The sequence below is a fragment of the Stenotrophomonas sp. 610A2 genome, from assembly GCF_030549615.1.
GTDB classification, from domain to species: Bacteria; Pseudomonadota; Gammaproteobacteria; order Xanthomonadales; family Xanthomonadaceae; genus Stenotrophomonas; species Stenotrophomonas pigmentata.
This window is the reverse complement of the sequence record NZ_CP130832.1, coordinates 3584351-3608317: the sequence shown is the minus strand read 5'-3', so window position 1 is coordinate 3608317 and position 23967 is coordinate 3584351. Positions and strand designations below refer to the sequence as shown.

The 23967-nt window shown below is 64.4% G+C and carries 22 protein-coding genes and 1 pseudogene; 15 read left to right on the top strand and 8 right to left on the bottom strand.

Annotated features, from left to right (window positions below):
* Positions 1 to 180: 180 nt before the first annotated feature.
* Positions 181 to 2208, bottom strand: a complete 2028-nt coding sequence (locus tag Q5Z11_RS16115) for a sodium-translocating pyrophosphatase (RefSeq protein WP_303747323.1) — start codon at positions 2206 to 2208, stop codon at positions 181 to 183.
* 239 nt (positions 2209 to 2447) lie between these two features.
* Here Q5Z11_RS16115 and Q5Z11_RS16110 point away from each other — a divergent pair, with 239 nt between their 5' ends.
* The gene (locus Q5Z11_RS16110) at positions 2448 to 2957 is read left to right on the top strand and encodes a hypothetical protein (RefSeq protein ID WP_303747322.1); all 510 of its coding nucleotides are present in this window, start codon (positions 2448 to 2450) and stop codon (positions 2955 to 2957) included.
* Positions 2958 to 2976: 19 nt separating this feature from the next.
* Here the strand turns inward: Q5Z11_RS16110 and Q5Z11_RS16105 are convergent, their stop codons facing one another.
* Both Q5Z11_RS16105 and Q5Z11_RS16100 read right to left on the bottom strand, forming a co-directional pair.
* A complete protein-coding gene (locus tag Q5Z11_RS16105; protein ID WP_303747321.1) occupies positions 2977 to 3105 on the bottom strand; it encodes a hypothetical protein in 129 nt (42 codons plus the stop codon).
* Between the two features lie 218 nt (positions 3106 to 3323).
* Positions 3324 to 4580 carry a 6-phosphofructokinase gene (locus tag Q5Z11_RS16100; protein WP_303747320.1) on the bottom strand — a complete coding sequence of 419 codons (1257 nt, stop codon included), beginning with the start codon at positions 4578 to 4580 and terminating at the stop codon, positions 3324 to 3326.
* Between the two features lie 143 nt (positions 4581 to 4723).
* Between Q5Z11_RS16100 and Q5Z11_RS16095 the strand changes: the two genes are divergently transcribed.
* Both Q5Z11_RS16095 and mpl read left to right on the top strand, forming a co-directional pair.
* Complete coding sequence (locus tag Q5Z11_RS16095; RefSeq protein WP_057627841.1) at positions 4724 to 5287, top strand: adenylate kinase; 564 nt, start codon at positions 4724 to 4726, stop codon at positions 5285 to 5287.
* A 311-nt stretch (positions 5288 to 5598) separates the two neighbouring features.
* Positions 5599 to 7041, top strand: a complete 1443-nt coding sequence (gene mpl / locus Q5Z11_RS16090; protein WP_303747319.1) for a UDP-N-acetylmuramate:L-alanyl-gamma-D-glutamyl-meso-diaminopimelate ligase — start codon at positions 5599 to 5601, stop codon at positions 7039 to 7041.
* A gap of 243 nt (positions 7042 to 7284) precedes the next feature.
* On the opposite strand, the gene Q5Z11_RS16085 is transcribed toward mpl, so the two are convergent.
* Both Q5Z11_RS16085 and Q5Z11_RS16080 read right to left on the bottom strand, forming a co-directional pair.
* Positions 7285 to 8130, bottom strand: coding sequence for an IclR family transcriptional regulator (locus Q5Z11_RS16085; RefSeq protein ID WP_303747318.1), 846 nt, complete (start codon positions 8128 to 8130; stop codon positions 7285 to 7287).
* Positions 8131 to 8189: 59 nt separating this feature from the next.
* Positions 8190 to 8858, bottom strand: coding sequence for a hypothetical protein (locus Q5Z11_RS16080; RefSeq protein ID WP_303747317.1), 669 nt, complete (start codon positions 8856 to 8858; stop codon positions 8190 to 8192).
* A 149-nt stretch (positions 8859 to 9007) separates the two neighbouring features.
* On the opposite strand from Q5Z11_RS16080, the gene Q5Z11_RS16075 reads away from it, so the two are divergent.
* From Q5Z11_RS16075 to Q5Z11_RS16040, 8 genes and pseudogenes are all read left to right on the top strand, one after another.
* The gene (locus Q5Z11_RS16075) at positions 9008 to 10273 is read left to right on the top strand and encodes an MFS transporter (protein WP_303747316.1); all 1266 of its coding nucleotides are present in this window, start codon (positions 9008 to 9010) and stop codon (positions 10271 to 10273) included.
* A 19-nt stretch (positions 10274 to 10292) separates the two neighbouring features.
* Positions 10293 to 10499, top strand: a pseudogene (locus Q5Z11_RS16070) (tautomerase family protein); the annotation flags it as partial.
* Positions 10496 to 11293: a fumarylacetoacetate hydrolase family protein gene (locus Q5Z11_RS16065; protein WP_303747315.1), complete on the top strand. Its 798-nt coding sequence runs from the start codon at positions 10496 to 10498 to the stop codon at positions 11291 to 11293. The pseudogene Q5Z11_RS16070 and the gene Q5Z11_RS16065, both read left to right, overlap by 4 nt.
* A gap of 40 nt (positions 11294 to 11333) precedes the next feature.
* Positions 11334 to 12272, top strand: a complete 939-nt coding sequence (locus Q5Z11_RS16060; protein WP_303747314.1) for an acetaldehyde dehydrogenase (acetylating) — start codon at positions 11334 to 11336, stop codon at positions 12270 to 12272.
* Between the two features lie 10 nt (positions 12273 to 12282).
* On the top strand, positions 12283 to 13323 hold the full coding sequence (gene dmpG / locus Q5Z11_RS16055) for a 4-hydroxy-2-oxovalerate aldolase (RefSeq protein ID WP_303747313.1): 1041 nt from the start codon (positions 12283 to 12285) through the stop codon (positions 13321 to 13323).
* Entirely contained in the window at positions 13320 to 14108 is a 789-nt protein-coding gene (dmpH, locus tag Q5Z11_RS16050) for a 2-oxo-3-hexenedioate decarboxylase (RefSeq protein WP_303747312.1), read from the top strand. Before dmpG ends, dmpH begins: the two co-directional genes overlap by 4 nt.
* 196 nt (positions 14109 to 14304) lie before the next feature.
* Entirely contained in the window at positions 14305 to 15675 is a 1371-nt protein-coding gene (locus Q5Z11_RS16045; RefSeq protein WP_303747311.1) for a DcaP family trimeric outer membrane transporter, read from the top strand.
* 89 nt (positions 15676 to 15764) lie between these two features.
* On the top strand, positions 15765 to 16373 hold the full coding sequence (locus tag Q5Z11_RS16040; RefSeq protein WP_303747310.1) for an LON peptidase substrate-binding domain-containing protein: 609 nt from the start codon (positions 15765 to 15767) through the stop codon (positions 16371 to 16373).
* A 181-nt stretch (positions 16374 to 16554) separates the two neighbouring features.
* On the opposite strand, the gene Q5Z11_RS16035 is transcribed toward Q5Z11_RS16040, so the two are convergent.
* Positions 16555 to 18558: a bifunctional DedA family/phosphatase PAP2 family protein gene (locus Q5Z11_RS16035; protein ID WP_303747309.1), complete on the bottom strand. Its 2004-nt coding sequence runs from the start codon at positions 18556 to 18558 to the stop codon at positions 16555 to 16557.
* 125 nt (positions 18559 to 18683) lie between these two features.
* Here Q5Z11_RS16035 and Q5Z11_RS16030 point away from each other — a divergent pair, with 125 nt between their 5' ends.
* Complete coding sequence (locus Q5Z11_RS16030) at positions 18684 to 19346, top strand: phosphotransferase (RefSeq protein ID WP_303747308.1); 663 nt, start codon at positions 18684 to 18686, stop codon at positions 19344 to 19346.
* The gene (locus tag Q5Z11_RS16025) at positions 19343 to 19888 is read left to right on the top strand and encodes a DUF2867 domain-containing protein (RefSeq protein ID WP_303747307.1); all 546 of its coding nucleotides are present in this window, start codon (positions 19343 to 19345) and stop codon (positions 19886 to 19888) included. Before Q5Z11_RS16030 ends, Q5Z11_RS16025 begins: the two co-directional genes overlap by 4 nt.
* On the opposite strand, the gene Q5Z11_RS16020 is transcribed toward Q5Z11_RS16025, so the two are convergent.
* Entirely contained in the window at positions 19880 to 20554 is a 675-nt protein-coding gene (locus Q5Z11_RS16020; RefSeq protein WP_303747306.1) for a hypothetical protein, read from the bottom strand. The two genes, Q5Z11_RS16025 and Q5Z11_RS16020, sit on opposite strands and share 9 nt — an antisense overlap.
* Positions 20555 to 20696: 142 nt before the next feature.
* Between Q5Z11_RS16020 and Q5Z11_RS16015 the strand changes: the two genes are divergently transcribed.
* Complete coding sequence (locus tag Q5Z11_RS16015; protein ID WP_303747305.1) at positions 20697 to 21512, top strand: SDR family oxidoreductase; 816 nt, start codon at positions 20697 to 20699, stop codon at positions 21510 to 21512.
* A 169-nt stretch (positions 21513 to 21681) separates the two neighbouring features.
* On the opposite strand, the gene Q5Z11_RS16010 is transcribed toward Q5Z11_RS16015, so the two are convergent.
* A complete protein-coding gene (locus Q5Z11_RS16010; RefSeq protein WP_303747304.1) occupies positions 21682 to 22545 on the bottom strand; it encodes an ion transporter in 864 nt (287 codons plus the stop codon).
* A 70-nt stretch (positions 22546 to 22615) separates the two neighbouring features.
* Between Q5Z11_RS16010 and Q5Z11_RS16005 the strand changes: the two genes are divergently transcribed.
* Positions 22616 to 23845: an acetylornithine transaminase gene (locus Q5Z11_RS16005; RefSeq protein ID WP_303750070.1), complete on the top strand. Its 1230-nt coding sequence runs from the start codon at positions 22616 to 22618 to the stop codon at positions 23843 to 23845.
* Positions 23846 to 23967: the final 122 nt, after the last annotated feature.

Below are 23967 nucleotides of genomic sequence, written 5' to 3'. Positions count from 1 at the left end.
GTGGAGTTGGGGTGTTTTACGTTTGGCTGATGTGATGTCAGCTTCGTGGCTGACGCCGCTCCTACAAGTGCTACGACGCTTCGTGCACTTACCGATCCTCCCGCTGCCGGATACAAGAGCCCCTCTCCCGCATGCGGGAGAGGGGTTGGGGTGAGGGCAGCTTTTCGCTGGTAGCTTCAACTACAGCAATGGCACCAACAGCAGCGCGACGATATTGATGATTTTAATGAGGGGGTTGATCGCCGGCCCCGCCGTGTCCTTGTACGGATCACCAACGGTATCGCCAGTCACCGCAGCCTTGTGCGCCTCACTGCCCTTGCCGCCGAAGTGACCATCTTCGATGTACTTCTTGGCGTTGTCCCATGCACCGCCACCGGTGGTCATCGAGATCGCCACGAACAGGCCGGTGACGATGGTGCCGATCAACAAACCGCCCAGCGCCTTTGGCCCGAGCAGCAGGCCAACCACCACCGGCACGGCAACCGGCAATAGCGAAGGCACGATCATTTCCTTGATCGCCGAACGCGTGAGCATGTCCACTGCCTTGTGGTACTGCGGCTTGGCGGTGCCCTGCATGATGCCGGGGATCTCGCGGAACTGACGGCGAACTTCTTCCACCACCGCACCAGCAGCACGGCCCACCGCTTCCATCGCCATTGCACCAAACAGATAGGGAATCAAGCCGCCGATCAACAGGCCGATGATCACCGTGTGGTCGGACAGGTCGAAGGCGAACGTTTCGCCCGGATGCGCCATCTGCAGGTTGTGCGTGTAGTCGGCGAACAGCACCAATGCCGCCAACGCCGCCGAACCAATCGCATAACCCTTGGTCACTGCCTTGGTGGTATTGCCAACCGCATCCAGCGGGTCGGTGATGTCGCGGATGTCCGAAGGCAGCTCGGCCATCTCGGCGATACCGCCGGCGTTGTCGGTGATCGGACCGTAGGCATCGAGCGCGACGATCATGCCGGCCATCGACAGCATCGCGGTTGCGGCGATGGCAATGCCGTACAGGCCGCCGAAGTGGAACGCCGACCAGATCGCCACGCAGACCGCAATCACCGGCAGTGCGGTGGATTTCATCGATACACCGAGGCCGGCGATGATGTTGGTGCCGTGGCCGGTGGTCGAAGCCTGCGCCACGTGCTGCACCGGCTTGTACTGGGTGCCGGTGTAGTACTCGGTGATCCAGACGATCAGGCCGGTCAGCACCAGTCCGATCAAGGCGCAGATGTACAGGTTGGTGGCGCCGTGGCTGGAGTCGGCCATCAGCTGGGTGGTCACCGGCCAGAAGGCGATGGCGGCCAGCACGCCGGAGACGATCACGCCCTTGTACAGCGCGCCCATGATCGAGCCGCCGGCTTTCACCTTGACGAAGAACGCGCCGATGATCGAGGCGATGATCGACACGCCGCCCAGCACCAGTGGGAACAGCACCGCGTTGCGGCCGACTTCGGCCATCATCATGCCGCCCAGCAACATGGTGGCGATCACCGTCACCGCATAGGTCTCGAACAGATCGGCGGCCATGCCTGCGCAGTCGCCGACGTTGTCACCGACGTTGTCGGCGATCACCGCCGGATTGCGCGGGTCGTCTTCGGGAATGCCGGCTTCGACCTTGCCGACCAGATCAGCGCCGACGTCCGCACCCTTGGTGAAGATGCCACCGCCAAGGCGCGCGAAGATCGAAATCAAGGAACTGCCGAATGCCAGACCTACCAGCGCATGCAGGTTGTCGGCCTGGCTCAGGCCCAAACGCTGCAGGATCAGGTAATACCCGGCCACGCCGAGCAGGCCCAGCCCGACCACCAGCATGCCGGTGATCGCACCGCCACGGAACGCCACATCCATCGCCGCGCTCATGCCGTTGCGCGCGGCCTCGGCAGTGCGCACGTTGGCGCGCACCGACACGTTCATGCCGATATAGCCGGCCGCGCCGGACAGCACTGCGCCGACCGCAAAACCGATCGCCGTGTACCAGCTGAGGAAGACACCGACCAGCACGAACAGCACCACGCCGACGATGGCGATGGTCAGGTATTGGCGGTTGAGGTAGGCCCGCGCGCCTTCCTGGATGGCTGAGGCGATTTCCTGCATGCGGGCATTGCCGGCAGGTTGGCGTAGGACCCATTGGGCCGAGATGATGCCGTAGACGATGGCGACAGCGGCGCAGACAAGCGAAAGCACAAGACCGTACTGTTCGAGCATGACCCCTCCAGCGTTGGTGGATGCCATCCAGCTGTGGATGAAGCGGGGACACGCCGGGTAGATCGAAGCACTGGAACAGACCCGGGCCGCGTGCGGCTGTGGTACGTGTCGCTGTGTTCAAACACTCTGAGGCGGCCTGAGTATGACTGTCAGCTGTCTCCGCCGCCAGCAGGCAGCGTTCTTGCCCAGCAGTTCAGCCGCACGCTGGCAACGTCAGCAGCTTGCCGATAGGGAACACCATGATGAAAGCCGCATTCCACTTGGTCCTGCTTGCCGCACTGCCACTGCCGCTGTTCGCGGCCAACGCCAAGCCCGAGATCGAACGGCCTGCTGCCAGTCCGCAGGCCGATGCTGCGTTGCACACCGTGCGACAGATTCCGGAAGCCTGCACCCGTATTGAAGGTCGTTTCACCGGCGATGCCGCGGCGCCGTATGACATGCAGTTGGTGCGGACCAGTGCGCAATGCCAGCCGCGTGCAGTGTTCCTGGATGCGAGCAAGGTCAACCCCAGCGAGGCGGCTGGCTGGAAGCTCAATGAAGTAGCGCGTATTCCTTCGGCATCCTGCAGCACGCAACAGGCCGTGATCGAAGTGTGGCGCAAGCCCGCCGGGCAGCAGGTGGCATTGGACGGGCAGGGCCAGAACCGCGTGTACCTGGAAGATGCCAAGACGCAGGCAGCGGCCGGGCGCTTGGCCGCGTTGCCGGCGTATTCGGCCAAGCTCGAAATGCAGGGATCGGCCTGCCGATGACTGCGGTGATGCCGCTAGCTCAGCGCTGTTGTGCCGATTGGGTGTTGCGGTCGTGTTGCGCCAGTTCCTGGCCAACCCGGTAGCCTGCCGCGGCCAACCCGCAGACGATGAGAAAGCCGAGCATCCCGATCAGTATCTTGCGGAACATGGCGCACCGCCGGTTTGAAGACCTTGGGCGAAGAATGCGCCGCCCACCGCGGCGGCACACCTGTCTGAAGTAATGCGTGATCAGGCTTCACCTGTAGCGCCGAGCCATGCTCGGCTGAGGCGGTACCGGTAAAGCATCACCAGCAGAGCCGAGCCGTGCTCGGCTGGGCTTCACTGGTAACGCCTCAGCCGAGCATGGCTCGGCACTACATTGCCTGCTCAACCTTCCCAGCTGGGCAGCTTTTTTGCTATTGCCACGTTCTTCAACGTCACGTACTTGGGCAGGCCATCGCGGCCATACGGCAACGGCGCTTCGCCGCGGATCAGCGGCTGCAGGTAGCGGCGCGCCTTCTCGGTGATGCCGAAGCCATCCTTGCGGATGAAGCCGGCCGGCATCTTCTTTTCGTGGTTGGCGACCTTGGACAGCGGTGCAGCCTCGATCTTCCAGCGATACGGCACATCCGAGCTGCGCACGATCACCGGCATCACCGAGTTGTGTCCCTTCAGGGCGAACTGCACCGCCGCCTTGCCCACTGCCTGCGCCTGTTCCCAATCGGTCCTGGAGGCGATATGGCGGGCCGAGCGCTGCAGGTAGTCGGGCAGGGTCCAGTGCACCTTGTAGCCGAGCTCAGCCTTGACCTTGCCGGCCAGGTACGAAGCCACGCCGCCGAGCTGGGTGTGGCCGAATGAATCCTTGACCCCTCCGGCATCGGCGACGAACTGGCCGTCAGCGGTATGGATGCCTTCGCTGGCGACCACCACGCAGAAGCCGACCTTCTCAACGACCTGCTTGACCTTGGCCAGGAACACCGCCTCGTCATAGGCGCGCTCCGGCAGCAGGATGATCTGCGGCGCATCGTCTGGGTTTTCGCCAGCCAGGCCAGCCGCTGCGGCCAGCCAACCGGCATGGCGGCCCATCGCCTCGTAGATGAAGACGCGGGTCGAGGTCTCAGCCATCGCCGCAACATCCAGCGCCGCCTCGCGCACCGAGATCGCGGTGTACTTGGCCGCCGAGCCAAAGCCCGGGCAGGTGTCAGTGACCGCCAGGTCGTTGTCGATGGTCTTGGGCACGCCGACGCAGGTCAGCGGGTAGCCGTATTCCTTGGCCAGCTGCGAGACTTTCAGCGCCGTGTCGGCCGAGTCATTGCCGCCGTTGTAGAGGAACCAGCGCACGTCATGCGCCTTGAAAACCTCCAGCAGGCGCTCGTACTTGGCGCGGTCCGCATCCAGCGACTTGAGCTTGTAGCGGCAGGAGCCGAACGCGCCGCCCGGGGTGTGGGCCAGCGCGGCGATGTTGGCAGCCGACTCCTTCGAGGTGTCGATCAGCTCCTCGCGCAATGCGCCGAGGATGCCGTTGCGCGCCGCCAACACCTTGATTTTCCTGGCTCTTGCCTCGGCGATGACGGCCGAGGCGGTGGCGTTGATGACGGCGGTGACGCCGCCGGACTGGGCATACAGCAAGGTGCCTTTGGACATGGGCAATACTCTCCAGAGCGGGAGGACATTCCGGGACATTGGCCGGATGCGGTAAGCTGCACATATTGCGGTGCAGCGTGAATCGGCCCATGAGTCTAACGCCGCTGTCCGTCCCGTTTCCTCAAAACATATGGGAGTCAGGAATGCGATTGGTTCTGTTGGGACCGCCCGGTTCGGGCAAGGGCACACAGGCGACGAGCCTGAAGGAACAACTGCAGGTTCCGCACATTTCCACCGGTGACCTGCTGCGCGCCGAAGTGGCTGCCGGCACCGAGCTGGGCAAGCAGGCCAAGGCGGTGATGGATGCCGGCAACCTGGTGTCCGACGACATCCTGCTGGGCATGCTGGAATCGCGCCTGTCGCAGGCCGATACCGCCAAGGGCTTCATCCTCGACGGCTACCCGCGCAACGTTGCCCAGGCCAATGCGCTGGGCGAACTGCTGGCCAAGCTGAACCAGCCGCTGGACGCCATCGTGCAGCTGGATGTGCCGACCGAGCTGCTGGTCGAGCGCATCGCTGGCCGCGCCCAGGAACAGGGCCGTGCCGATGACAATCCGGAATCGGTGCGTCAGCGTCTGCAGGTCTACAACGATTCCACCGCGCCGGTGATCGACTTCTACGCCGCCAAGGGCACCTTGGCCCGCGTCGATGGCGTGGGCGCGCTGGACGAAGTGCTGGCCCGCATCCTGGCGGCGATCAAGCGCTGACCAGGCAGGGCTGCGGCGGATCCCGCTGCAGCCCCGAGCGACGCAAACTGAAACGCCCGGGTCCAAGTGCTGGATCCGGGCGTTTCATTTGTAGAAAAGCCAGCTAAGGGCGTGCTCAAGGCCCCATCAGCATGAGCTCCCTGGGGATGGCCTCTTGGGGAGTAGGACCTGAGGGATACTGAGGCTGGCGTCACGTATTTTGTTTGTGAATGTGCTGTGATGGTATCGGGGAATCCCCTACATGCTCTAAGGGTACGCCTACATGAACTCGGGCATACCCCTTATCCGTGTGCATCGGCGACAATCGTTCGATGACCAAGATCCATATTCTCGGCATTGCCGGTACTTTCATGGGCGGCGTTGCCGCTTTGGCCCGCGAGCTCGGCCATCAGGTCGAAGGCAGCGATCAGGCGGTCTATCCGCCCATGTCCACCCAGCTGGAAACGCTGGGGATCAGCCTGTCGCAGGGCTATCTGGCGGACAACATCAGTGCTGATTGCGATGAAGTCGTGATCGGCAATGCGCTGTCGCGTGGCAATCCAGCGGTGGAAGCCGTATTGGACAGCGGCCGCCGCTATATCTCTGGGGCGCAATGGCTTTCCGAGCAGGTGCTGCCGGGGCGCGACACGCTGGCGGTGGCCGGGACGCATGGCAAGACCACCACCACCACCATTCTTTCCTACCTGTTGCAGGCCGCCGGGCGTGAGCCGGGCTTCCTGATTGGTGGCGTGGCGGAGGATTTCGGGGTGTCGGCGCGGTTGGGGCGATCGATTGCTGGCGACGTACCCCCATCCGCCCCTGCGGGGCACCTTCCCCCGGCGGGGGAAGGGAGCAAGGTGTCGGATCGACCACTTTTTGTTGTTGAAGCTGACGAATACGACACCGCGTTCTTCGACAAGCGCAGCAAGTTCGTCCATTACCGCCCGCTGGTCGCCATCCTCAATAATCTGGAATTCGATCACGCCGACATCTTCCCGGACGTGGCTGCGATCCAGCGCCAGTTCCATCATCTGGTACGTACCGTGCCCGGTCGCGGTCGCCTGATCGTCAACGGCGAGGACAAGTACCTGGCCGAAGTGCTGGCGATGGGCTGCTGGACGCCGGTGGAGCGCTTTGGCTTCGATCCGTCGCTGGAATGGAGCGCACGCCTGATCAACCAGGATGGCAGTGCGTTCGCCGTGCTGCATCGGGGCACGGAAGTGGCGACCGTGGAATGGTCGCTGCTGGGCCGGCACAACGTGCTCAATGGGCTCGCGGCATTGGCTGCAGCGCATGCGGTGGGCGTCGACGTTGCCAGCGTCGCGCCGGCCTTGGCTGGCTTCCATAGCGTCAAGCGGCGCATGGAAGTCATCGGACAGGCGCAGGGCATCACCATATACGACGACTTCGCCCATCATCCGACTGCCATCCACACCACGCTGGAAGGCCTGCGGGCCAAGGTTGGCGATGCGCGCATCGTGGTGGCGATGGAGCCGCGCAGCAATTCAATGCGACTGGGCGCGCATTCGGACGCATTGGCGCCGTCGTTGGCTATCGCCGATGCGGTGGTATTCCTGGCCCGGCCCGAGCTGCCGTGGGACGCGGCCAAGGTGATCGACGCGGTGCGTGGCGATGCACAGGCCGTGGCGGATACGGATGCCTTGTTGTCCACGCTCGGTGATGCCGTAGCAGCAGGTGACCACGTGGTGTTCATGTCCAATGGCGGTTTTGATGGCGCGCCGCGCCGGTTCCTGGCGCAGCTGCAGAACGCGTAGAACGGACTGCAGCGTCACCTGTAGTGCCGAGCCATGCTCGGCTGGGGTTTTCCCGGTAAGGCCTCTGCCGAGCATGGCTCGGCACTACAGGTTTGGGTTTTGCGGTGAGGCCTCTGCCGAGCATGGCTCGGCGCTACAGTTTGGGTTTTGCGGTAAGGCCTCTGCCGAGCATGGCTCGGCACTACAGTTTGGGTTTTGCGGTAAGGCCTCTTGCCGAGCATGGCTCGGCACTACAGGTGACGCTTAGCGGGGCTTGGGTGGGTGGTAGCCCATCAAGGCCGAGATCTGCGCCGCGGCGCTCAACATGGCCTGTACGTGCGCCGGATCCGGTGTGCTCGGCAGGTAGTGGATGGAGCCGACGATGGCCAGGGTGCCGAACAATTCACCGTTGCCTTGCAGCAGTGGCGCGGCCAAGGCATTGATGCCGATGTAGAGCTCTTCCGGTGCATCGGCCCAGCCGCGCTTGCGCACCAGCTCGATCTCCGCCGCCAGTCGATCCGGGTCGACGATGGTGCGCGGCGTGCTGTTGCTCAGTGGCTGGGTCAGGTAGGCGCGGCGCAGCTTGTCCGGGCCGTAGGCGAGGGCGATCTTGCCCTGCGCCACGCTGTTGTGTTGGAAGCGTGTGCCGGGGCGCAGGCTGATCTCCACCGGCGCGGTGCCGCGCAGCAGGTCCAGCACCACCACCTCGTTGTCGGAGAACGTGGAGATCACCACGGTCTGGCCAACTTCGTCGCGCAGCTGTTCCAGCACCGGCTTGGCCAGTCCCATCACATCGAAACGGCTGCTGCAGGCACGGCCCAGCAGGAACATCTGCCAACCCACCCGATATTGGTTGTTGTCCGGGTCCTGGTCGACGTAGCCATGCTCGCGCAGCACGCTGAGGTGGCGGTGCACGCGTGCTTTCGGCATGCCCAGCAACTGCGCAAGGCGGGTTACGCCGAGCCCGGTCGGCGCCGCGGCCAGCGCTTCGATCACCTTCAGCGAGACGATGGCGGTTGGCAGGCCCTGTTCGGCGCTTTCTTCCTGTGGCTCGACGGTGCCGCTGGCGGCACCCAATTCCTTTTTGTCACTCGCGTCGTGGCTGGGCATCGGCTACCTGCAGTGTGTTACATGGACGAACGCGGCCTGTTGACCGCGTTTTCCGCCGATTATGGCAGGTCGATGTATCGCTCTGCGAAAACCTTGTACTGCTGGGTCTTCTGTGCGGCCGCATCTTCCGGGCGCACATAGCGGATCGAGCTGCGTCCCTTGAGCTGGCGGGGCAGCAGGAAGCAGCGGATGAAACGGGTTTCCTCAGCCTCGGTGGTGGGGGCCAGTACCGGTGCATGGCCGAGCTCGAACCAGGCGCTGCCGGCCGGGTAATCGTGGCTGTCACCGAGCGTTTCGATGCTGATCTGGCCGTAGTCGCAGATCCGGATGCCTGGCCCTTGATGGACATGGGTCAGCGCCACGCCGCCCTTGGGGAAATCGACGCGGTCGCAGCGCATCAGCCACTCGAAGCGATCATCCAGGCTGATTGGCGCCTCAAGCTTGAGCTCGCTGCGGGTGGCTGGGGCCGAGGGCAGGGCGCCGGCAGGGTGGTTGCGATCAGTCAGTTCCCAGCGCCACAGCACCGTGTCCTGATTGCCGTTGAGCAGGGTGACCTGTTGCTGGCACACACGCGCCTGCGCCGGGTCCAACGCCTGGCTGTCCTGCGCGGACTCAACACTCAGGCCGCCGCTGCGGATGTAGAGGGCGCGCGGCCCGCTGGGCAGGTAAACAGGAGGGCAGCCGGCTGGCAGATGGTCTTCGTGCAGGCGGAGGATCAGTTCAGACATCGGAATCTCGCGTTTGTAACGACGTTCGTATCGTATATCGATACAAAATTAAATTCCATGTTCCATTTTTGGAAAAAGTGGGATATTTTGTGCTCTGAGTATCGATCACCGATACTTTCGTATCAGCCACGATTCCGGAGGGGAAGCCAATGGCGCAGCGTGATTCATCGATCCAGGCAGTAACAGGCGGCGCAGGCGGCCGCTGGTGGCAAGGGGCCAGCAAGCAGCAGTGGGGCACGTTCCGTTCGGCCTACCTGGGCTGGATGCTGGACGTGATGGATTTGATGCTGTTCGCGATGGTGCTCAAGCACGTCAGCGCGGACCTGGGCTTCGACAAGTCGCAGGCAGGCATGGTGATGTCGGCCACGTTGATGGCCACCGCATTCGGCGGACTGGTGTTCGGCTACCTTGCCGATCGCATGGGTCGGGCGAAGTCGATGATGCTCAGCATCATCTGCTACTCAATCGGTACTGCGCTGTGCGGCCTGTCCGATACGCTGGGCCAGCTGATGCTGTTCCGCGTGATCGTCGGCCTGGGTGTCGGCGGTGAGTGGTCCGCGGGTTCGGCACTGGTCAGCGAGAGCTGGCCGGCACAGCACCGCGGCAAGATCCTGGCCTGGATCCAGAGCGCGTTCGCATCCGGTTATGCCGCTGCCGCGATCATCGCCGCGCTGGTGGTGCCGACGCTGGGCTGGCGCTGGGTGTTCGCGGTTGGCCTGTTGCCGGCACTGCTTGCCTTCTACGTGCGCCGCCACGTCAAGGAGCCGGAGATCTGGGTCAACCAGAAGGAGCGCCTCAGCTTCGCCCAGACCATGCGCAATCTGTTTGGTACCCATGCGCGTAGCACCACGGTCGGGCTGGCCTTCGTCACCGCCGCGATGTGTGGCTATTGGGGATTGTTCACCTGGATCCCGACCTACCTCGCCACACCGGTCGCTGACGGCGGCCCGGGCCTGGACATGGTCAAGTCGACCATCTGGATCGTGGTGATGCAGATCGGTGCGGCGCTGGGCTTCGTCACCTTCGGTTACATCGCCGACGCGATCGGCCGCAAGAAGGCCTTCATGCTGTTTTTCGTTGCCTCGGCGCTGACCGTGCCGGTGTTCGTGATGATCAAGTCGCCGATGGCACTGATGGCGTTCGGCATCGTCGTGGCGTACTTCGGCACCGGCTTCTACAGCGGCTTCGCACCGACCTTCGCTGAAATGTTCCCGACCACCGTGCGCGCCACCGCGCAGGGTTTCGTCTACAACGGCGGCCGCGCCATCGCCGCCATCGCGCCGGCCTTGATCGGCTTCCTGGCCAACAGCTACGGCGTTGCCAGTGGCTTGATGGCGACCGCCGGGTTCTTCGCGCTGGCTGCAGTGATCGTGCTGCTGTTCCTGCCCGAGACCAAGGGCGTCGAGCTGACCTGACCGAACTAGCAGGAGTAAAGAAATGCCGATCATCCAAGTGACCCTGGTGCAGGGCCGCGACGAGCAGAAAGTACAGCGCTTCATCCGCGAACTGGCGAAGGTGGCGCATGTGGAACTGGATGCGCCGATGAGCGCGATCCGGGTGATGGTCACCGAGGTTCCGCCGCAACGTTTCGCGGTGGGCGATGTGCTCAAGAGCGATCCGGTTGAAGGGGGCAAGGCATGACGGCCTTGGTATTGGATGCAGCTGCAATCGCCCTGCATGGCGCCGAACTGCATTCCGCGCTGCGCACTGGCGAGGCGGTTGATCCACTGAGCGAGCGGATCAGTGGGCTTACCCTGGCCGATGCCTATGCGATCTCCAATGATCTGCTGGCGCGTCGCCTGGCCGATGGCGAGCGAGTGGTCGGCAAGAAGATCGGTGCTACGTCGGCAGCCGTGCAGCGCATGTTGAAAGTGGATCAGCCCGACTTCGGTTTCCTCACCGACCGCATGCAGGTTGCCAACGGCGGCACGCTGCCGGTGGCCGGGATGATCGCGCCGCGTGCCGAAGGTGAAATCGCCTTCCACCTCAAGCGCGACCTGGTTGGCCCCGGCATCACCCACCACGATGTACTCGCTGCGACCGAAGCGCTGTCGGTGTGCTTCGAGATCGTTGATTCGCGCATCCGCGACTGGCGTATCGGCATCACCGACACCGTTGCCGACAATGCCTCCGCCGCCGCCTATGTGCTGGGCGAGCTGCGCGTGCCACCGAGGAACCTGGACCTGGGCACGCTGGGCATGGTGGTCGAGAAGAACGGCGAACTGGTGGCTACTGGCGCCGGTGCCGCTGCGCTGGGATCGCCGGTCAACTGCGTGGCATGGCTGGCCAACACGCTTGGTCGCCTTGGTACGCCGTTGAAGGCCGGCGAAGTAATCCTGTCCGGCGCCTTGGTGCCGCTGATCCCGGTGGCCGCCGGTGACCACATGCGTGTCCGCGTTGGCGCGCTCGGCAGTGCCGACGTGCATTTCGCGTGATGCCTGCTTCCTCCCCCACATTGAATGACAGGAGTGCTGCATGACCCTGAAAGCTGCCATCGTCGGCCCCGGCAACATCGGTACCGACCTGATGATCAAGATCCTGCGCCACGGCAAGCACGTGCAGATGGCCGCACTTGTCGGCATCGACCCGGCCTCCGATGGCCTGGCCCGCGCTGCGCGCATGGGCGTGCCGACCATCGCCAGTGGCGTGGCCGGACTGATTGAATCGGAGTTGTTTGCCGATATCGACATTGTCTTCGATGCGACATCAGCCTCGGCGCACATCGCCAATGACGCCCTGCTGCGCAAGGCCAAGCCGGACATCCGCGTGGTCGACCTGACGCCAGCAGCGATCGGCCCGTACTGCCTGCCGACCGTCAACCTGGACGACAACATCGACGCCGCCAACGTCAACATGGTGACCTGCGGCGGCCAGGCCACCATTCCGATGGTTGCCGCGGTGGCCTCGGTGGCCAAGGTCAAGTACGCCGAGATCGTCGCCAGCATTTCCAGCAAGAGTGCCGGCCCCGGCACCCGCGCCAACATCGATGAGTTCACCGAGACCACCTCGCGGGCAATCGAGAGCGCTGGTGGCGCGGCGGTGGGCAAGGCCATCATCGTGCTCAATCCGGCCGAGCCGCCGTTGCTGATGCGCGACACCGTCTACGTGCTCAGCGAGCCGGCCGACGCCGCGGCCATCGAGGCAGCGGTCAACGATATGGCTGCGCGTGTGGCCGCCTACGTCCCTGGCTACCGACTGAAGCAGCAGGTGCAGTTCGAGGTGCTGGACGAGCCGGTCAATGTGCCCGGCGTCGGTCTCACCACTGGCCTCAAGACCACGATCTTCCTGGAAGTGGAAGGTGCCGCGCACTACCTGCCGGCCTACGCCGGCAACCTGGACATCATGACGTCGGCCGCGCTGGCCACCGGTGAGCGCATGGCCGCCTCGGTGCTGGCCGCGCGCGCTGCAGCCTGAGGAAGAACGCATGACTGACAACAAGCTCTACATTTCCGATGTCACCCTGCGTGACGGTTCGCACGCGGTGCGCCACCGCTACAGCGTGGCGCAGGTGCGGGCGATTGCCACCGCGCTGGACAAGGCAAGGGTGGACTCGATCGAGGTCGCGCATGGCGATGGCCTGCAGGGTTCATCGTTCAACTATGGCTTCGGCGCGCACAGCGACGTCGAGTGGATCGAGGCCGCTGCCGAATCGGTTTCGCATGCCAGGATCGCCACGCTGCTGCTGCCCGGCATCGGCACCGTGCACGACCTGAAGAATGCGCATGCCGCCGGTGCGCGCATCGTGCGCGTGGCCACCCACTGCACCGAAGCCGACATCTCGCGCCAGCACATCGAAGCGGCCAATGCGCTGGGCATGGACACGGTTGGCTTCCTGATGATGAGCCACATGACCACGCCTGCGGCGTTGGCCGTGGAAGCGAAGAAGATGGAAAGCTACGGCGCGTCCTGCGTCTACGTGGTGGATTCCGGCGGCGCTCTCAACATGAACGACGTGCGCGAGCGGGTCAGCGCGCTGCGCGAGTCGCTGCAGGCTGATACGCAGATCGGCATCCATGCCCACCACAACCTGTCGCTGGGCGTGGCCAACTCCATCGCCGCGGTCGAAGCCGGCGCGATCCGCATCGATGCCAGCCTTGCCGGCATGGGTGCGGGTGCAGGCAACGCGCCGCTGGAAGTGTTCATCGCCGCCGCCGAGCGCATGGGCTGGAACCATGGCTGTGATCTTTACACCTTGATGGATGCCGCCGATGACATCGTGCGTCCGCTGCAGGACCGCCCGGTACGCGTGGACCGCGAGACCCTGGCATTGGGTTATGCAGGCGTGTATTCCAGTTTCCTTCGCCACGCCGAGGCAGCGTCGCAGCGTTTCGGCATCAATACCGTCGACATCCTCGTCGAACTCGGCAAGCGCCGCATGGTCGGTGGCCAGGAAGACATGATCGTGGACGTCGCACTGGATGTGCTGCGTGCCCGCGACGCCACTACGCAGGAGAAAACCGCATGACCTTGGACCGTTCCATCATCGAAGGCTGCGCCCTGCAGCTGCTGGCCGCCGAGCAGGAAGTGCGGGAGGTGGTGAAGATCACCGACGCGCACCCGCAGATCGGCGTGGATGAGGCCTACGACATCCAGGAGTGCCTGCGCAGCATCAAGCAGTCCGCAGGTGTCCGCATCGTCGGCATGAAGATGGGCCTGACCTCTCGCCCGAAGATGCAGCAGATGGGCGTCGACACACCGATCTATGGCTTCCTGGGTGACGACAACGCCGTCGACGATGGCGCCGTGGTGGATACCGCCCGGCTGATCCATCCGAAGGTGGAGGCGGAGATCGCCTTCGTGATGCGCGAGCAGCTTGCCGGGCCCGGTTGCGATATTGCCCAGGTGTTGGCGGCAACCGATTACGTGGTGCCGGCGATCGAGTTGATCGATTCGCGCTACGAGAACTTCCACTTCGACCTGCCAAGTGTCATCGCCGACAACACCTCGGCGGCACGCTATGTGTTGGGTTCGCGCCCAACCGCGGTGGAAGGGCTGGATCTGGAAACGCTTGGCGTGGTGATGGAGAAGAACGGTCAGGTGGTTGAGGTAGGTGCCGGTGCGGCTGTACTCGGCAACCCGGCCGAAGCGGTGGCGATGCTGGTCAACATGCTGGCGCAGCGCGGGCAGGTATTGCCGGCCGGCAGCGTGGTGCTGTCCGGTGCGATCACCGCGGCGGTGGCCGTCGCGGCCGGTGACAACGTGCTTGTGCGTGCGGATGGCCTTGGTACCACCTCGATGCGGTTTGTTTGATGGGGTGAGGGTAACTGCAGCCTGAGTTATCCAGATTCTCTCAGATCGTCATTCCCGCTTAGGCGGGAATGACGATCTGAAGGTGGATTTGGGAAATCGGGAGCAGCGATTTCCCACATAAGAAAACGGCGTCATTTCGACTGGCCTTTCCGAGAAAGGCCGGAACGGTGTTCTGTTGCCCTGGGAGGGGAAAACAATGATCAGCAACAAGAAGCTGGCGGCCCTGGCCGTCACCACGGCCTTGGCGGCGACGCCGCTGAGTGCGCTCGCACAGACAACGGATGCCAAAGCGATGGAAGCGCGGATGGCGCAGTTGGAGCAGGAGATGCAACAGATGCGCGCGATGCTGCAGCAGTACCAGCAGCGCGAGGCGGCCAACGCCGGTGCAGCGCCTGTGGCCAGCGCCAGCGCACTGGACGCAACCCGCGTGGTTGCCGCTGCACCGGCTGCACCGTCGACGACCCTGCCAAATGCAATGCCGGGCACGAAGTTCTCCTTCGGTGGCTTCATCAAGCTCGATTCGATGTATACCCGGACCAGCGATGGTGAGATTGCCGACGGCTCGGCCGGGCGTCTGTTCTATTTCCCGGGCGCCACGCCGGTTGCAGCCGATGGCAATGGCCGCAGCGCCAGCTATACCGATGTGCACGCGCAGTTCTCGCGCTTCTGGTTCGGTGCTGACACCACCACCGACAATGGTGACAAGCTCAAGGCCTATATCGAGGCCGACATGTACGGCGGTGGCAGCAATGCGTTCGCTGGCAACGAGGTCATCACCAATACCTATGCACTGACCCTGCGCCAGGCCTATGTAAGCTGGAACAACTGGTTGGCTGGCCAGACCTGGTCCAACTTCCAGGATGTTGCCGCGCTGCCGGATACCGTCGATTTCACCGGGCCGTCCGAAGGCACCATTTTCTCGCGGCAGGCGCAGCTGCGTTACACCCGCGGCGCCTGGTCGTTCTCGGCGGAAAATCCGCAGACCACGATCACCCCGTTTGGCGGCCGTGGTGCACGCTTCAACAGCGGCGCCGATACGATCCCCGACCTGACCGCGCGCTGGAACACGCGCGGCGACTGGGGTCATTTCACCGCCGCGGCGATGCTGCGCAACTTCCGTTATGGCGGGCAGACCGAAACCGGTGCGGCACTGAGCGTTTCCGGCCGCTTCAACATGGGTGCCAACGATGACCTGCGCTACATGGTCAGCGGTGGCAGCGGCGTGGGCCGCTATCTCGGCTTCGCGCTGGGCAGCGACACGGTGCTCGACGAGGAGGGGCGTCTGCATGCGATGGATGGCTACGGCGGCTTCGCGGCGTGGCGCCATGCGTTCTCGCCCAAGCTGCGCGGCAACCTGGTGTACTCGGTGGCGGTGCTGGACAACGATGCTGCATTGACGGGCTACGAAGTCACAGAGAAGGCGCAGTCGGTGCGTGCCAACCTGATCTACTCGCCATTCCCCAAGCTGGATCTTGGCGTCGAGTTGAGCCATGCGACGCGGCGCATCGAGAACGGTCAGGAGGGTGACATGAATCGCCTGCACACGCATGTGAAATACAACTTCTGACCGGATTGGCGGTGGTTCGCAGCCACTGCAGGAATCCGCACGGGCGGGCTGGGGTAACATCGTCCCTGGTCCGCCCGTGTTGTTTTGTCATGAATACATCGCCAAGCCTGCCATTGTTTCCGTTGCATGCGGCGCTGCTGCCGGGTGCGATGTTGAACCTGCGCGTGTTCGAGCCGCGCTATCTGGACCTGGTCCGCGAATGCGGGCGCACCGGCGGTAGTTTCGGTGTCTGCCTGATCCTGCATGGTGAGGAGGTCGGCGCACCGGCAACGCCTGCTGCCTGGGGTGTCGAGGCCACGGTTGAGGATTTCGATGTCGGTCCCGATGGCGTATTGGTTCTGCGCCTGCGCGGTGCACGGCGTTTCCACGTAACGGCAAGCCATGTACGTGACAACGGCTTGGTGACGGCGGACGTGCAGTGGTGCGAGCGCGACAGTGATGACGAGCTGCAGCCGGAACACGGCCTGCTCGGGACCTTGCTGGAGCACATCATCGAGCAGATAGGTGGCGAGTACGCCGCGGCTGGCCCGGCACAGCTGGATCACGCGTCATGGGTGGGCTGGCGCCTGGCGGAACTGTTGCCGCTGAGTGAAACCCAACGTTTGCAGCTGCTGCAGGAAAACGACCCGCGGCGGCGCCTGGACCGATTGTTGGAATGGATCCCGGAGATGGATGTGCCGATCGAGGAAGATCTGTAATCCAGTAGCCGGATCTTGGTAGTGCCGAGCCATGCTCGGCAGAGGCCTTCCCGGTAATGCCCTTGCCGAGCATGGCTCGGCACTACGCGGCCAATGCCTTTGCCGAGCCATGCTCGGCACTACGCTCCCTCCCTTTGGCGTAGCCAAGGGGAGGGCTGGGGAGGGGTAAGCTCTTACGCCCTCAAAGCTTCGGCTCAGCGCGGATCATCAACAGCGGCAAGCCCGTCTCCGGCTGCACCTGCTGCTGCGTCTGAACCCCATCAAGCGACTGCTTGAGTGCGTCCAGCGCAGGATCAACACCACGCAACGGCCGCCACATGCCGAACAGCTTCAAATGCCGCTGGTAGCGTAGCGTCTGCGCGCTGCCCAACCACACCGGTGTCTGCTCCGGCTGCAGGCGTGCCGAGGATGGCCACAGGCGCAGTGCATAGACTTCATCCGGGCGTTCGCCGGGATGCAGCATCAACAGTGCTTCGACATTTGTGTCCAGCGTGGCCGGCAGCACTGGCACCTGCTGCGGCGTGGCCTTCATGTCCAGCATCATCAGTGCCTGCTGCCAACCGGCCTGCGGTTGCAGGGTCCAGCCGTTGCCCTCCAGCTGCTGCTGCAGGGCCGGCAAGGGACCGGCGACCTGTACGTCCAGCGGCCAGCGCTGGTCGTCATCGAAATCATTGCGGCGCGCCGGCAGCTCGCTCCAGCCTTGTTGCCACCAGTGCGAGGCATCCATCAGCGTAGTCGCGGCGGCCGCTGGCTCGAACTTGGCCAGCTTGGCCGGTACGTTACGCGGCGCATACCAGAGCCCGGCGATCAGGAACACGCCGTAGAACAGCCAGGCGACCGGCTTGACCCAGAACGAACGGTTGAAGCGACGGCGGTAGGCAATGCCCAGCACCAGCAGCCAGAACACGCCGAACAACATGCCGCCGACCACATCACTGACCCAGTGCGCACCCAGGTAGATGCGGGCAAAGCCAATCACGGTGACTACCGCGCCGGACAGCAGGTACGGCCAGACGCGGGTGCGCCCCGGCAGTTCGCGGCCGATCAGCACCGCAAAGAAGCCAAAGGTGATGGTGGCCATGGTGACCGCCACCGACGGGAAGCCAAAGCCGCTGCTGGCGGCTGGCGGCCGCACCACATCGACGGTGGCACCCAGCAGCTTGGTCAGGGCCAGGCCGAACGCCAGCGCCGCCAACCAGTGGAACACCGCCATCCAGCGCCGACGCCAGGCCAGGTAACCCATGCCCGCAGCGATCGCCGGCAGCAGCACCTGCCAATCGCCCAGCGAGGCGAGGGCGGCCATCGGGTAGTCGGCCAGCGGGTTACGCAGGGCCAGCATCAAGCGGTGCACGGCCAGGTCCAGTGCCAGCGGCTCGCCATGGCCAACCACCACCATCAGCAGCGCGAACCAGCCCCAGCCCAGCACCAGCAGCATCAGCGCCAGCATCGCCAAGGGCACCGATTCACGGCGTTTGGGGTCGAACAGGTCGCTCAACGAGTGGCCGATGAAGTGCGGGTGGCGGTGCGACCATGCCAGCAGGCGGGCCAGCCAGCCGTCCATGCGTGCCGCCGACCAGCGGTAGCTGTACAGCACGATGGCCCAGACCAGGCCCAGCATCGCGCCGAGCAGCGCCACCACCAGGAACAGGCGTCCGGCCACCGCGGCGACGGCGTCATAGGCCTGGCCCAGCGCCCAGCCGGGCAGCAGGAACAGCACTGCCCAGGACAGGCAGGCCAGGCCGCTGGCCTTGAGGTAGCTGGCAAAGCGCATGTTGGCCATGCCGGCGATGGCCGGAACAAACGGCCGGATCGCACCAACGTAGCGGGCGATCAGGATGCTCTTGAAGGCATTGCGGCGGAACATCACTTCGCCACGGTCCAGCAGCTGCGGGTAGCGGCTGAACGGCCATACGCCACGCAGGCGGTCGCCCCAGCGGCGGCCCACCCAATAGCTCAAACCGTCGCCGGCGAAGGCGCCCAAGGTGGCACATATCACCGCGTAAGGGCCGGACAGCTCGCCCATGCCTATCAGTACACCCACTGCGATCATCAGCGGCAGGGCGGGCACGATGGCGCCGAGAATGATCACCGCATCGCAGAAGGCGATGGCGAAGATCGCCAGGCCAGCAAGGACAGGATGGGCGGCGATCCACGCGAGCGTGGCGTCGATCCAGGAAGAATTCATCAGCGGATTATAAAGGGAAGCCCGAGTCAGACCGATGGCAACGGCAGAGGTTCAGTGGATTGCGGCGGTTTTGTTCACTTGCGATGCCGGTCAATGAATAGCGTGCTGGCGTCTAGAATGTCGTGATGACTGAATCTTCACCCGCTACTGCCGTCGCGCTGAAAGCTGACAGCTTTGGACGAATCCTGTTGGTGGACGGCCCCTCGGGACGCTTCGTGCGCCGCGATCTGGGGGCCACGCCGCTGTGGCTGCGTCTGCCGGCCTGGTGGTTGGCGCGGCGTGAAGCGCGCGCGCTGGCCAAACTCGGCGGCATGGAGGCAACGCCGCGCCTGTTGGCCTGGGATGGGCATTGGCTGGACCGCAGCTATATGGAAGGCGCAGCCATGTACCAACGCCCGCCGCATGGGGATCTGGCCTATTTCCGTGCTGCGCGGCGGCTGCTGCAGCGCGTGCACCGGTACGGCATCGCCCATAACGATCTGGCCAAGGAAGCGAACTGGCTCGTGCGCGAGGACGGTTCGCCGGCGCTGATCGATTTCCAGCTGGCGGTGTGCGGGAATCCGCGTTCGCGCTGGATGCGGTTGCTGGCGCGCGAAGACCTGCGCCACCTGCTCAAGCACAAGCGGATGTATTGCCGGCAATCACTTACCCCGGTGGAGCTGCGCGTGCTCAAGCGGCACTCGTGGGTGCGTGAGTTGTGGTTCGCCACCGGAAAGCCGGTCTATCGCTTCGTTACCCGCCGCATCCTGCATTGGGAAGACAACGAAGGACAGGGGCCGAAGCCTTGAACCTTGATGTGCGGGCGCGTGAGGTGGATATCGCAGCGGGTGCGCTGTTGTACCCACAGCTGCCGGGGAGTCATTTCGCACATGCCGCGAGGATTCGCCTGGCACAGCGGCCGGAAAGCGCCGCACAGGCCTATCTGGACATCGCCCGGCAGGTGCCGGGATGGTTCGATGGCCTGATGCGTCTGCGCAATGCCGGAATGCGCCTGCTCGGGATGAAACACCTCGGTGCGATTCGCAGCGTGCCCGCGCATGCTCCGGCAACGCTGGCGGTCGGCGACCGGTTGGGAATATTCAGCGTGCGAACGCTGGCTGCCGACGGCATCGTGCTGGGCGACAGTGATCGCCATCTGCGCGTGGAGCTGTCAGTGGAGCTGGGGGCCGGCGACAGCTGCGAGCTGCAGGTGAGCACCGTGGTTCACCTGCACCGCCCATTTGGGCGCTTGTACATGCTGCCGGTGGCGCCCTTGCACCGGATCATCGTGCCGCACCTGCTGGAGCGCTATGCGCGGCGCATGGCAGCGTGCGGACGCGATTCAGCGTAGCTCCAGCAGCTGCTTGCCGACAAAGCGCCGCTGCGCATCGAAGTCGTAGCCCAGCGTTACATGGCCATCGTCGGCGCAGGCGTGGCAGCTGCGCAGCGGCGTGGTGTAGCGCAGGCGCACGCCGCCATCGGGCAGGGCCTGCGTACCGGCGGCAAGTGCCGGAGCAAACGGGCCGGAGTCCGGGTGCTTGGCGTTGAACGCCTTGTAGGCGTCCGAGCCGCGCGTTGTGTCATCAAACACTTCCTCATCCACGTCGATGGCCTGGCCATTGGCGTCCACCAACCAAGTGCCCTGGTTGGTATTGGCGCGGAAGGGGAATTCCAGCGTAGCAACACCAATGCCTTCAACGTTCTGCCATGCAGTGACATGGCCAGGCTTGCCCTGCGCGGACAAGGTGCTGGCGGCCGTCAGCGCGGCGGGCGATGCACCGCCGCTACGCATCACCTGCAGCAGGCAGTTGTCGGCGGCGGTGTCGGTGCGGCAGGCCTCAACCGAGCCGGTCCATACCGCGTTGGGTCCGATGCGGGCGGCAGCCTCGCCAAGTCCGGTTGTCTGGGCGGTGACATCCTTGGCCGGCGGCGGCACGTCGGCGGCCGGATGTTCCTTCTGGCAGGCCGCAAGGCCGAGCACCAGTAGCAGCGGGGCGGCGTATTGGAGTGTTTTCATCGGGAGTCCTTGCACGATAGGAGACCAGTATCGGCAAGGCATATGAACCGCGAATGTCGAACCCGGGGCAAACCTCAGGACTGTGCGCGGGTGCTGGTATCTGCATAATGCCGTTTGCTTTCTTACCGGTTCCGGAGTCCGCATGAGCAGCTTGCAAGGCAAGACCCTTTTCATCACCGGCGCCTCGCGTGGTATCGGCCTGGCCATCGCCCTGCGCGCTGCGCGCGACGGTGCCAACGTCGCCATCGCCGCCAAGTCGGCGGTCGCCAATCCCAAGCTGCCGGGCACCATCCATACCGCTGCCGAGGCGGTCAACGCCGCCGGCGGCCAGGGTCTGGCGCTGAAGTGCGACATCCGTGAAGAAGACCAGGTCAATGCGGCGGTTGCTGCAACCGTGGATACCTTTGGTGGCATCGACATCCTGGTCAACAACGCCTCGGCGATCTGGCTGCGTGGCACCTTGGATACGCCGATGAAGCGCTTCGACCTGATGCAACAGGTCAATTCACGTGGCAGCTTCCTGTGTGCGCAGGCCTGCCTGCCGCACCTGTTGCAGGCGCCGAATCCGCACATCCTGACCCTGGCACCGCCGCCCAGCCTCGATCCGAAGTGGTGGGGCCCGCATACCGGCTACACCCTGGCCAAGATGGGCATGAGTTTCGTCACCCTCGGCCTGGCCGCCGAGTTTGGTCGTCAGGGCGTTGCGGTCAATGCCTTGTGGCCGCGCACGGTGATCGCCACTGATGCGATCAACATGATTCCGGGCGTGGATGTGGCCGGCTGCCGCAAGCCGGAGATCATGGCCGATGCCGCCCATGCGGTGCTGACCCGGACCGCGGCAGGCTTCAGCGGGCAGTTCCTGCTGGATGACGAGGTGCTGGCGGAAGCCGGCATCACCGATCTCTCGGGTTACGCGATGGACCCGTCGCGCCCGCTGATGCCGGATCTGTTCCTCTGATCGCCTTCCTTGCGCCGAAGGCGCAAGGCGCCCGGTAGTGCCGAGCCATGCTCGGCAGGGGCTCTACCGGTAAAGCCTCACCCGTAGTGCCGAGCCATGCTCGGCAGAAGCATTCCCGATAAGGCCCCTGCCGAGCATGGCTCGGCACTACCAACCCCGGCATGATGGATCAATGCTCCAGATGCTCCGGCAGCTCATGTCCGCAGCGGTTGCAGTACTTGGCCTTGAACTCATGCCCTTCATGCCCGCAGACCGTGCAGCCACGGTTGTCGCGGCGGCTTTCGCGCAGCATGTTGCCGGCCAGCTCGGCGGTGTAGATGCCGGTAGGCACGGCCAGGATGCTATAGCCGATCAGGATCAATACCGAGGTGATGAAGCGGCCCAGGGTGGTGTGCGGGACGATGTCGCCAAAGCCCACGGTGGCCATCGTCACCACCGCCCAGTACATGCTGGCGGGGATGTTGCTGAAACCGTACTGCGGGCCTTCGATCACATACATCAAGGCGCCGGCGATGATGGCGATGGTCACCACCATCGACAGGAACAACAGGATCTTGCGGCGGCTGCGCCATAGCGCGCCCATCAGCACGCCGCTTTCCTCGATGTAGCGGGTCAGCTTGAGGATGCGGAATACCCGCAGCAGGCGCAGCACGCGGACTACCAGCAGGCTCTGCGCGCCGGGGATGAAGAAGGAGATATAGGAGGGCAGGATTGCCAGCAGGTCGATGATGCCCCAGATGCTGAACGCATACCGCAATGGCCGCCGTACCACCAACAGGCGCAGCAGGTACTCGGCGGTGAACAGCAAGGTGAAACCCCACTCGACCACATAGAACCAGCTGGCCCAGGCAGTGTGGATGTGTTGCACGCTGTCGAACATCACCACCAAGACGCTGGCGAGGATGGCCCAGACCAGCAGCAGGTCGAAGCGGCGCGAGGGCGGGGTATCGGTGCGGTGGATGATGTCGAACCAGCGGCGGCGCCAGCCGGTTTCGCTGGCCGGGTTCAATTGGGGGGTGGAGAACAGTCGCATGCGCCCATTGTGCCGCAGGCCCATGGAATGGAGGACAATGGAGCATTCACACCCACTGATCTGGAACGCCATGACCGCTGTCGTCGAGCCGCTGTTGTCCCTGTCCAATTACTACCTGCCGGTCTACCGCCCGCGCCAGCTGGTGCTGGAGCGAGGCCAGGGCGCGCGACTGTGGGATACGCAGGGCCGCGAATTCATCGACCTGGCCGCTGGCATCGCGGTGTGCAGCCTGGGCCACAACAACCCGGACCTGAAGGCCGCCCTGTTCCAGCAGGCCGACAAGCTGTGGCATACCAGCAACATGTTCTACAGCGAGCCGCCGCTGCACCTGGCGCAGGAACTGGTGGACGCGTCGCGCTTCGCCAAGCGCGTGTTCCTGTGCAATTCCGGCGCCGAAGCCAACGAAGTGGCGATCAAGCTGGTACGCAAGTGGGCCAGCGCGCAGGGCCGTGGCCCGGAGAAGCGTTTCATCGTGACCTTCCGTGGCAGCTTCCATGGCCGCACCCTGGCCACGGTCACCGCTACCGCCCAGCCCAAGTACCAGGAAGGCTACGAGCCGCTGCCCGGTGGCTTCCGTTATGTCGATTTCAACGACGTCGCCCAGCTTGAGGAGGCGATGGCTGGTGGCGATGTTGCAGCGGTGATGTTCGAGCCGGTGCAGGGCGAGGGTGGCGTGATGCCGGCCAGTGCCGAGTTCATGCGCCGCGCCCGCGAGTTGTGCGACCAGCACGATGCGCTGATGGTGCTGGATGAGATCCAGGTCGGCATGGGCCGTACCGGTGAGTTGTTCGCGCATTGGAACTGGGGTGTGACCCCGGACATCGTCACCCTGGCCAAGGCGCTGGGTGGCGGTTTCCCGATCGGCGCGATGCTGGCCGGCCCCAAGGTCGCCGACATCATGGGTGTTGGCGCGCACGGCAGCACCTTCGGCGGCAATCCGCTGGCGGCGGCGGTTGCCCGCGTGGCGCTGCGCAAGCTGTCCTCCGACGAGATCAAGGCCAATGTCGTGCGCCAGTCGGCCGCGTTGAAGGCCGGTCTGGAAGCGATTGGCGAAGAGTTCGGCGTGTTCGAGCAGGTGCGCGGCATGGGCCTGATGCTGGGTGCGGTGCTCAAGCCCGACTACGTCGCTGACATCGGTGTGCTGCTGGATCTGGCGGCAGAGAAGCAGGTGCTGATCCTGCAGGCCGGCACCAGCGTGCTGCGTTTCGTGCCGGCGCTGAACATCACCGATGAAGAGGTAGCGGAAGGCCTGAAGCGCGTGCGCGAGGCGATTGCGGCTTATATGGACTCGCGTAAGTAAGGTCAGGTTGTTGTTGGCTTAAAAGCTTCCCCTCATCCGCCCTACGGGCACCTTCTCCCGCAGGCGGGAGAAGGGAATGGTCATGGCTTACGGCTAGCTGGTGCAGTGCCCGCCCCCGCAAC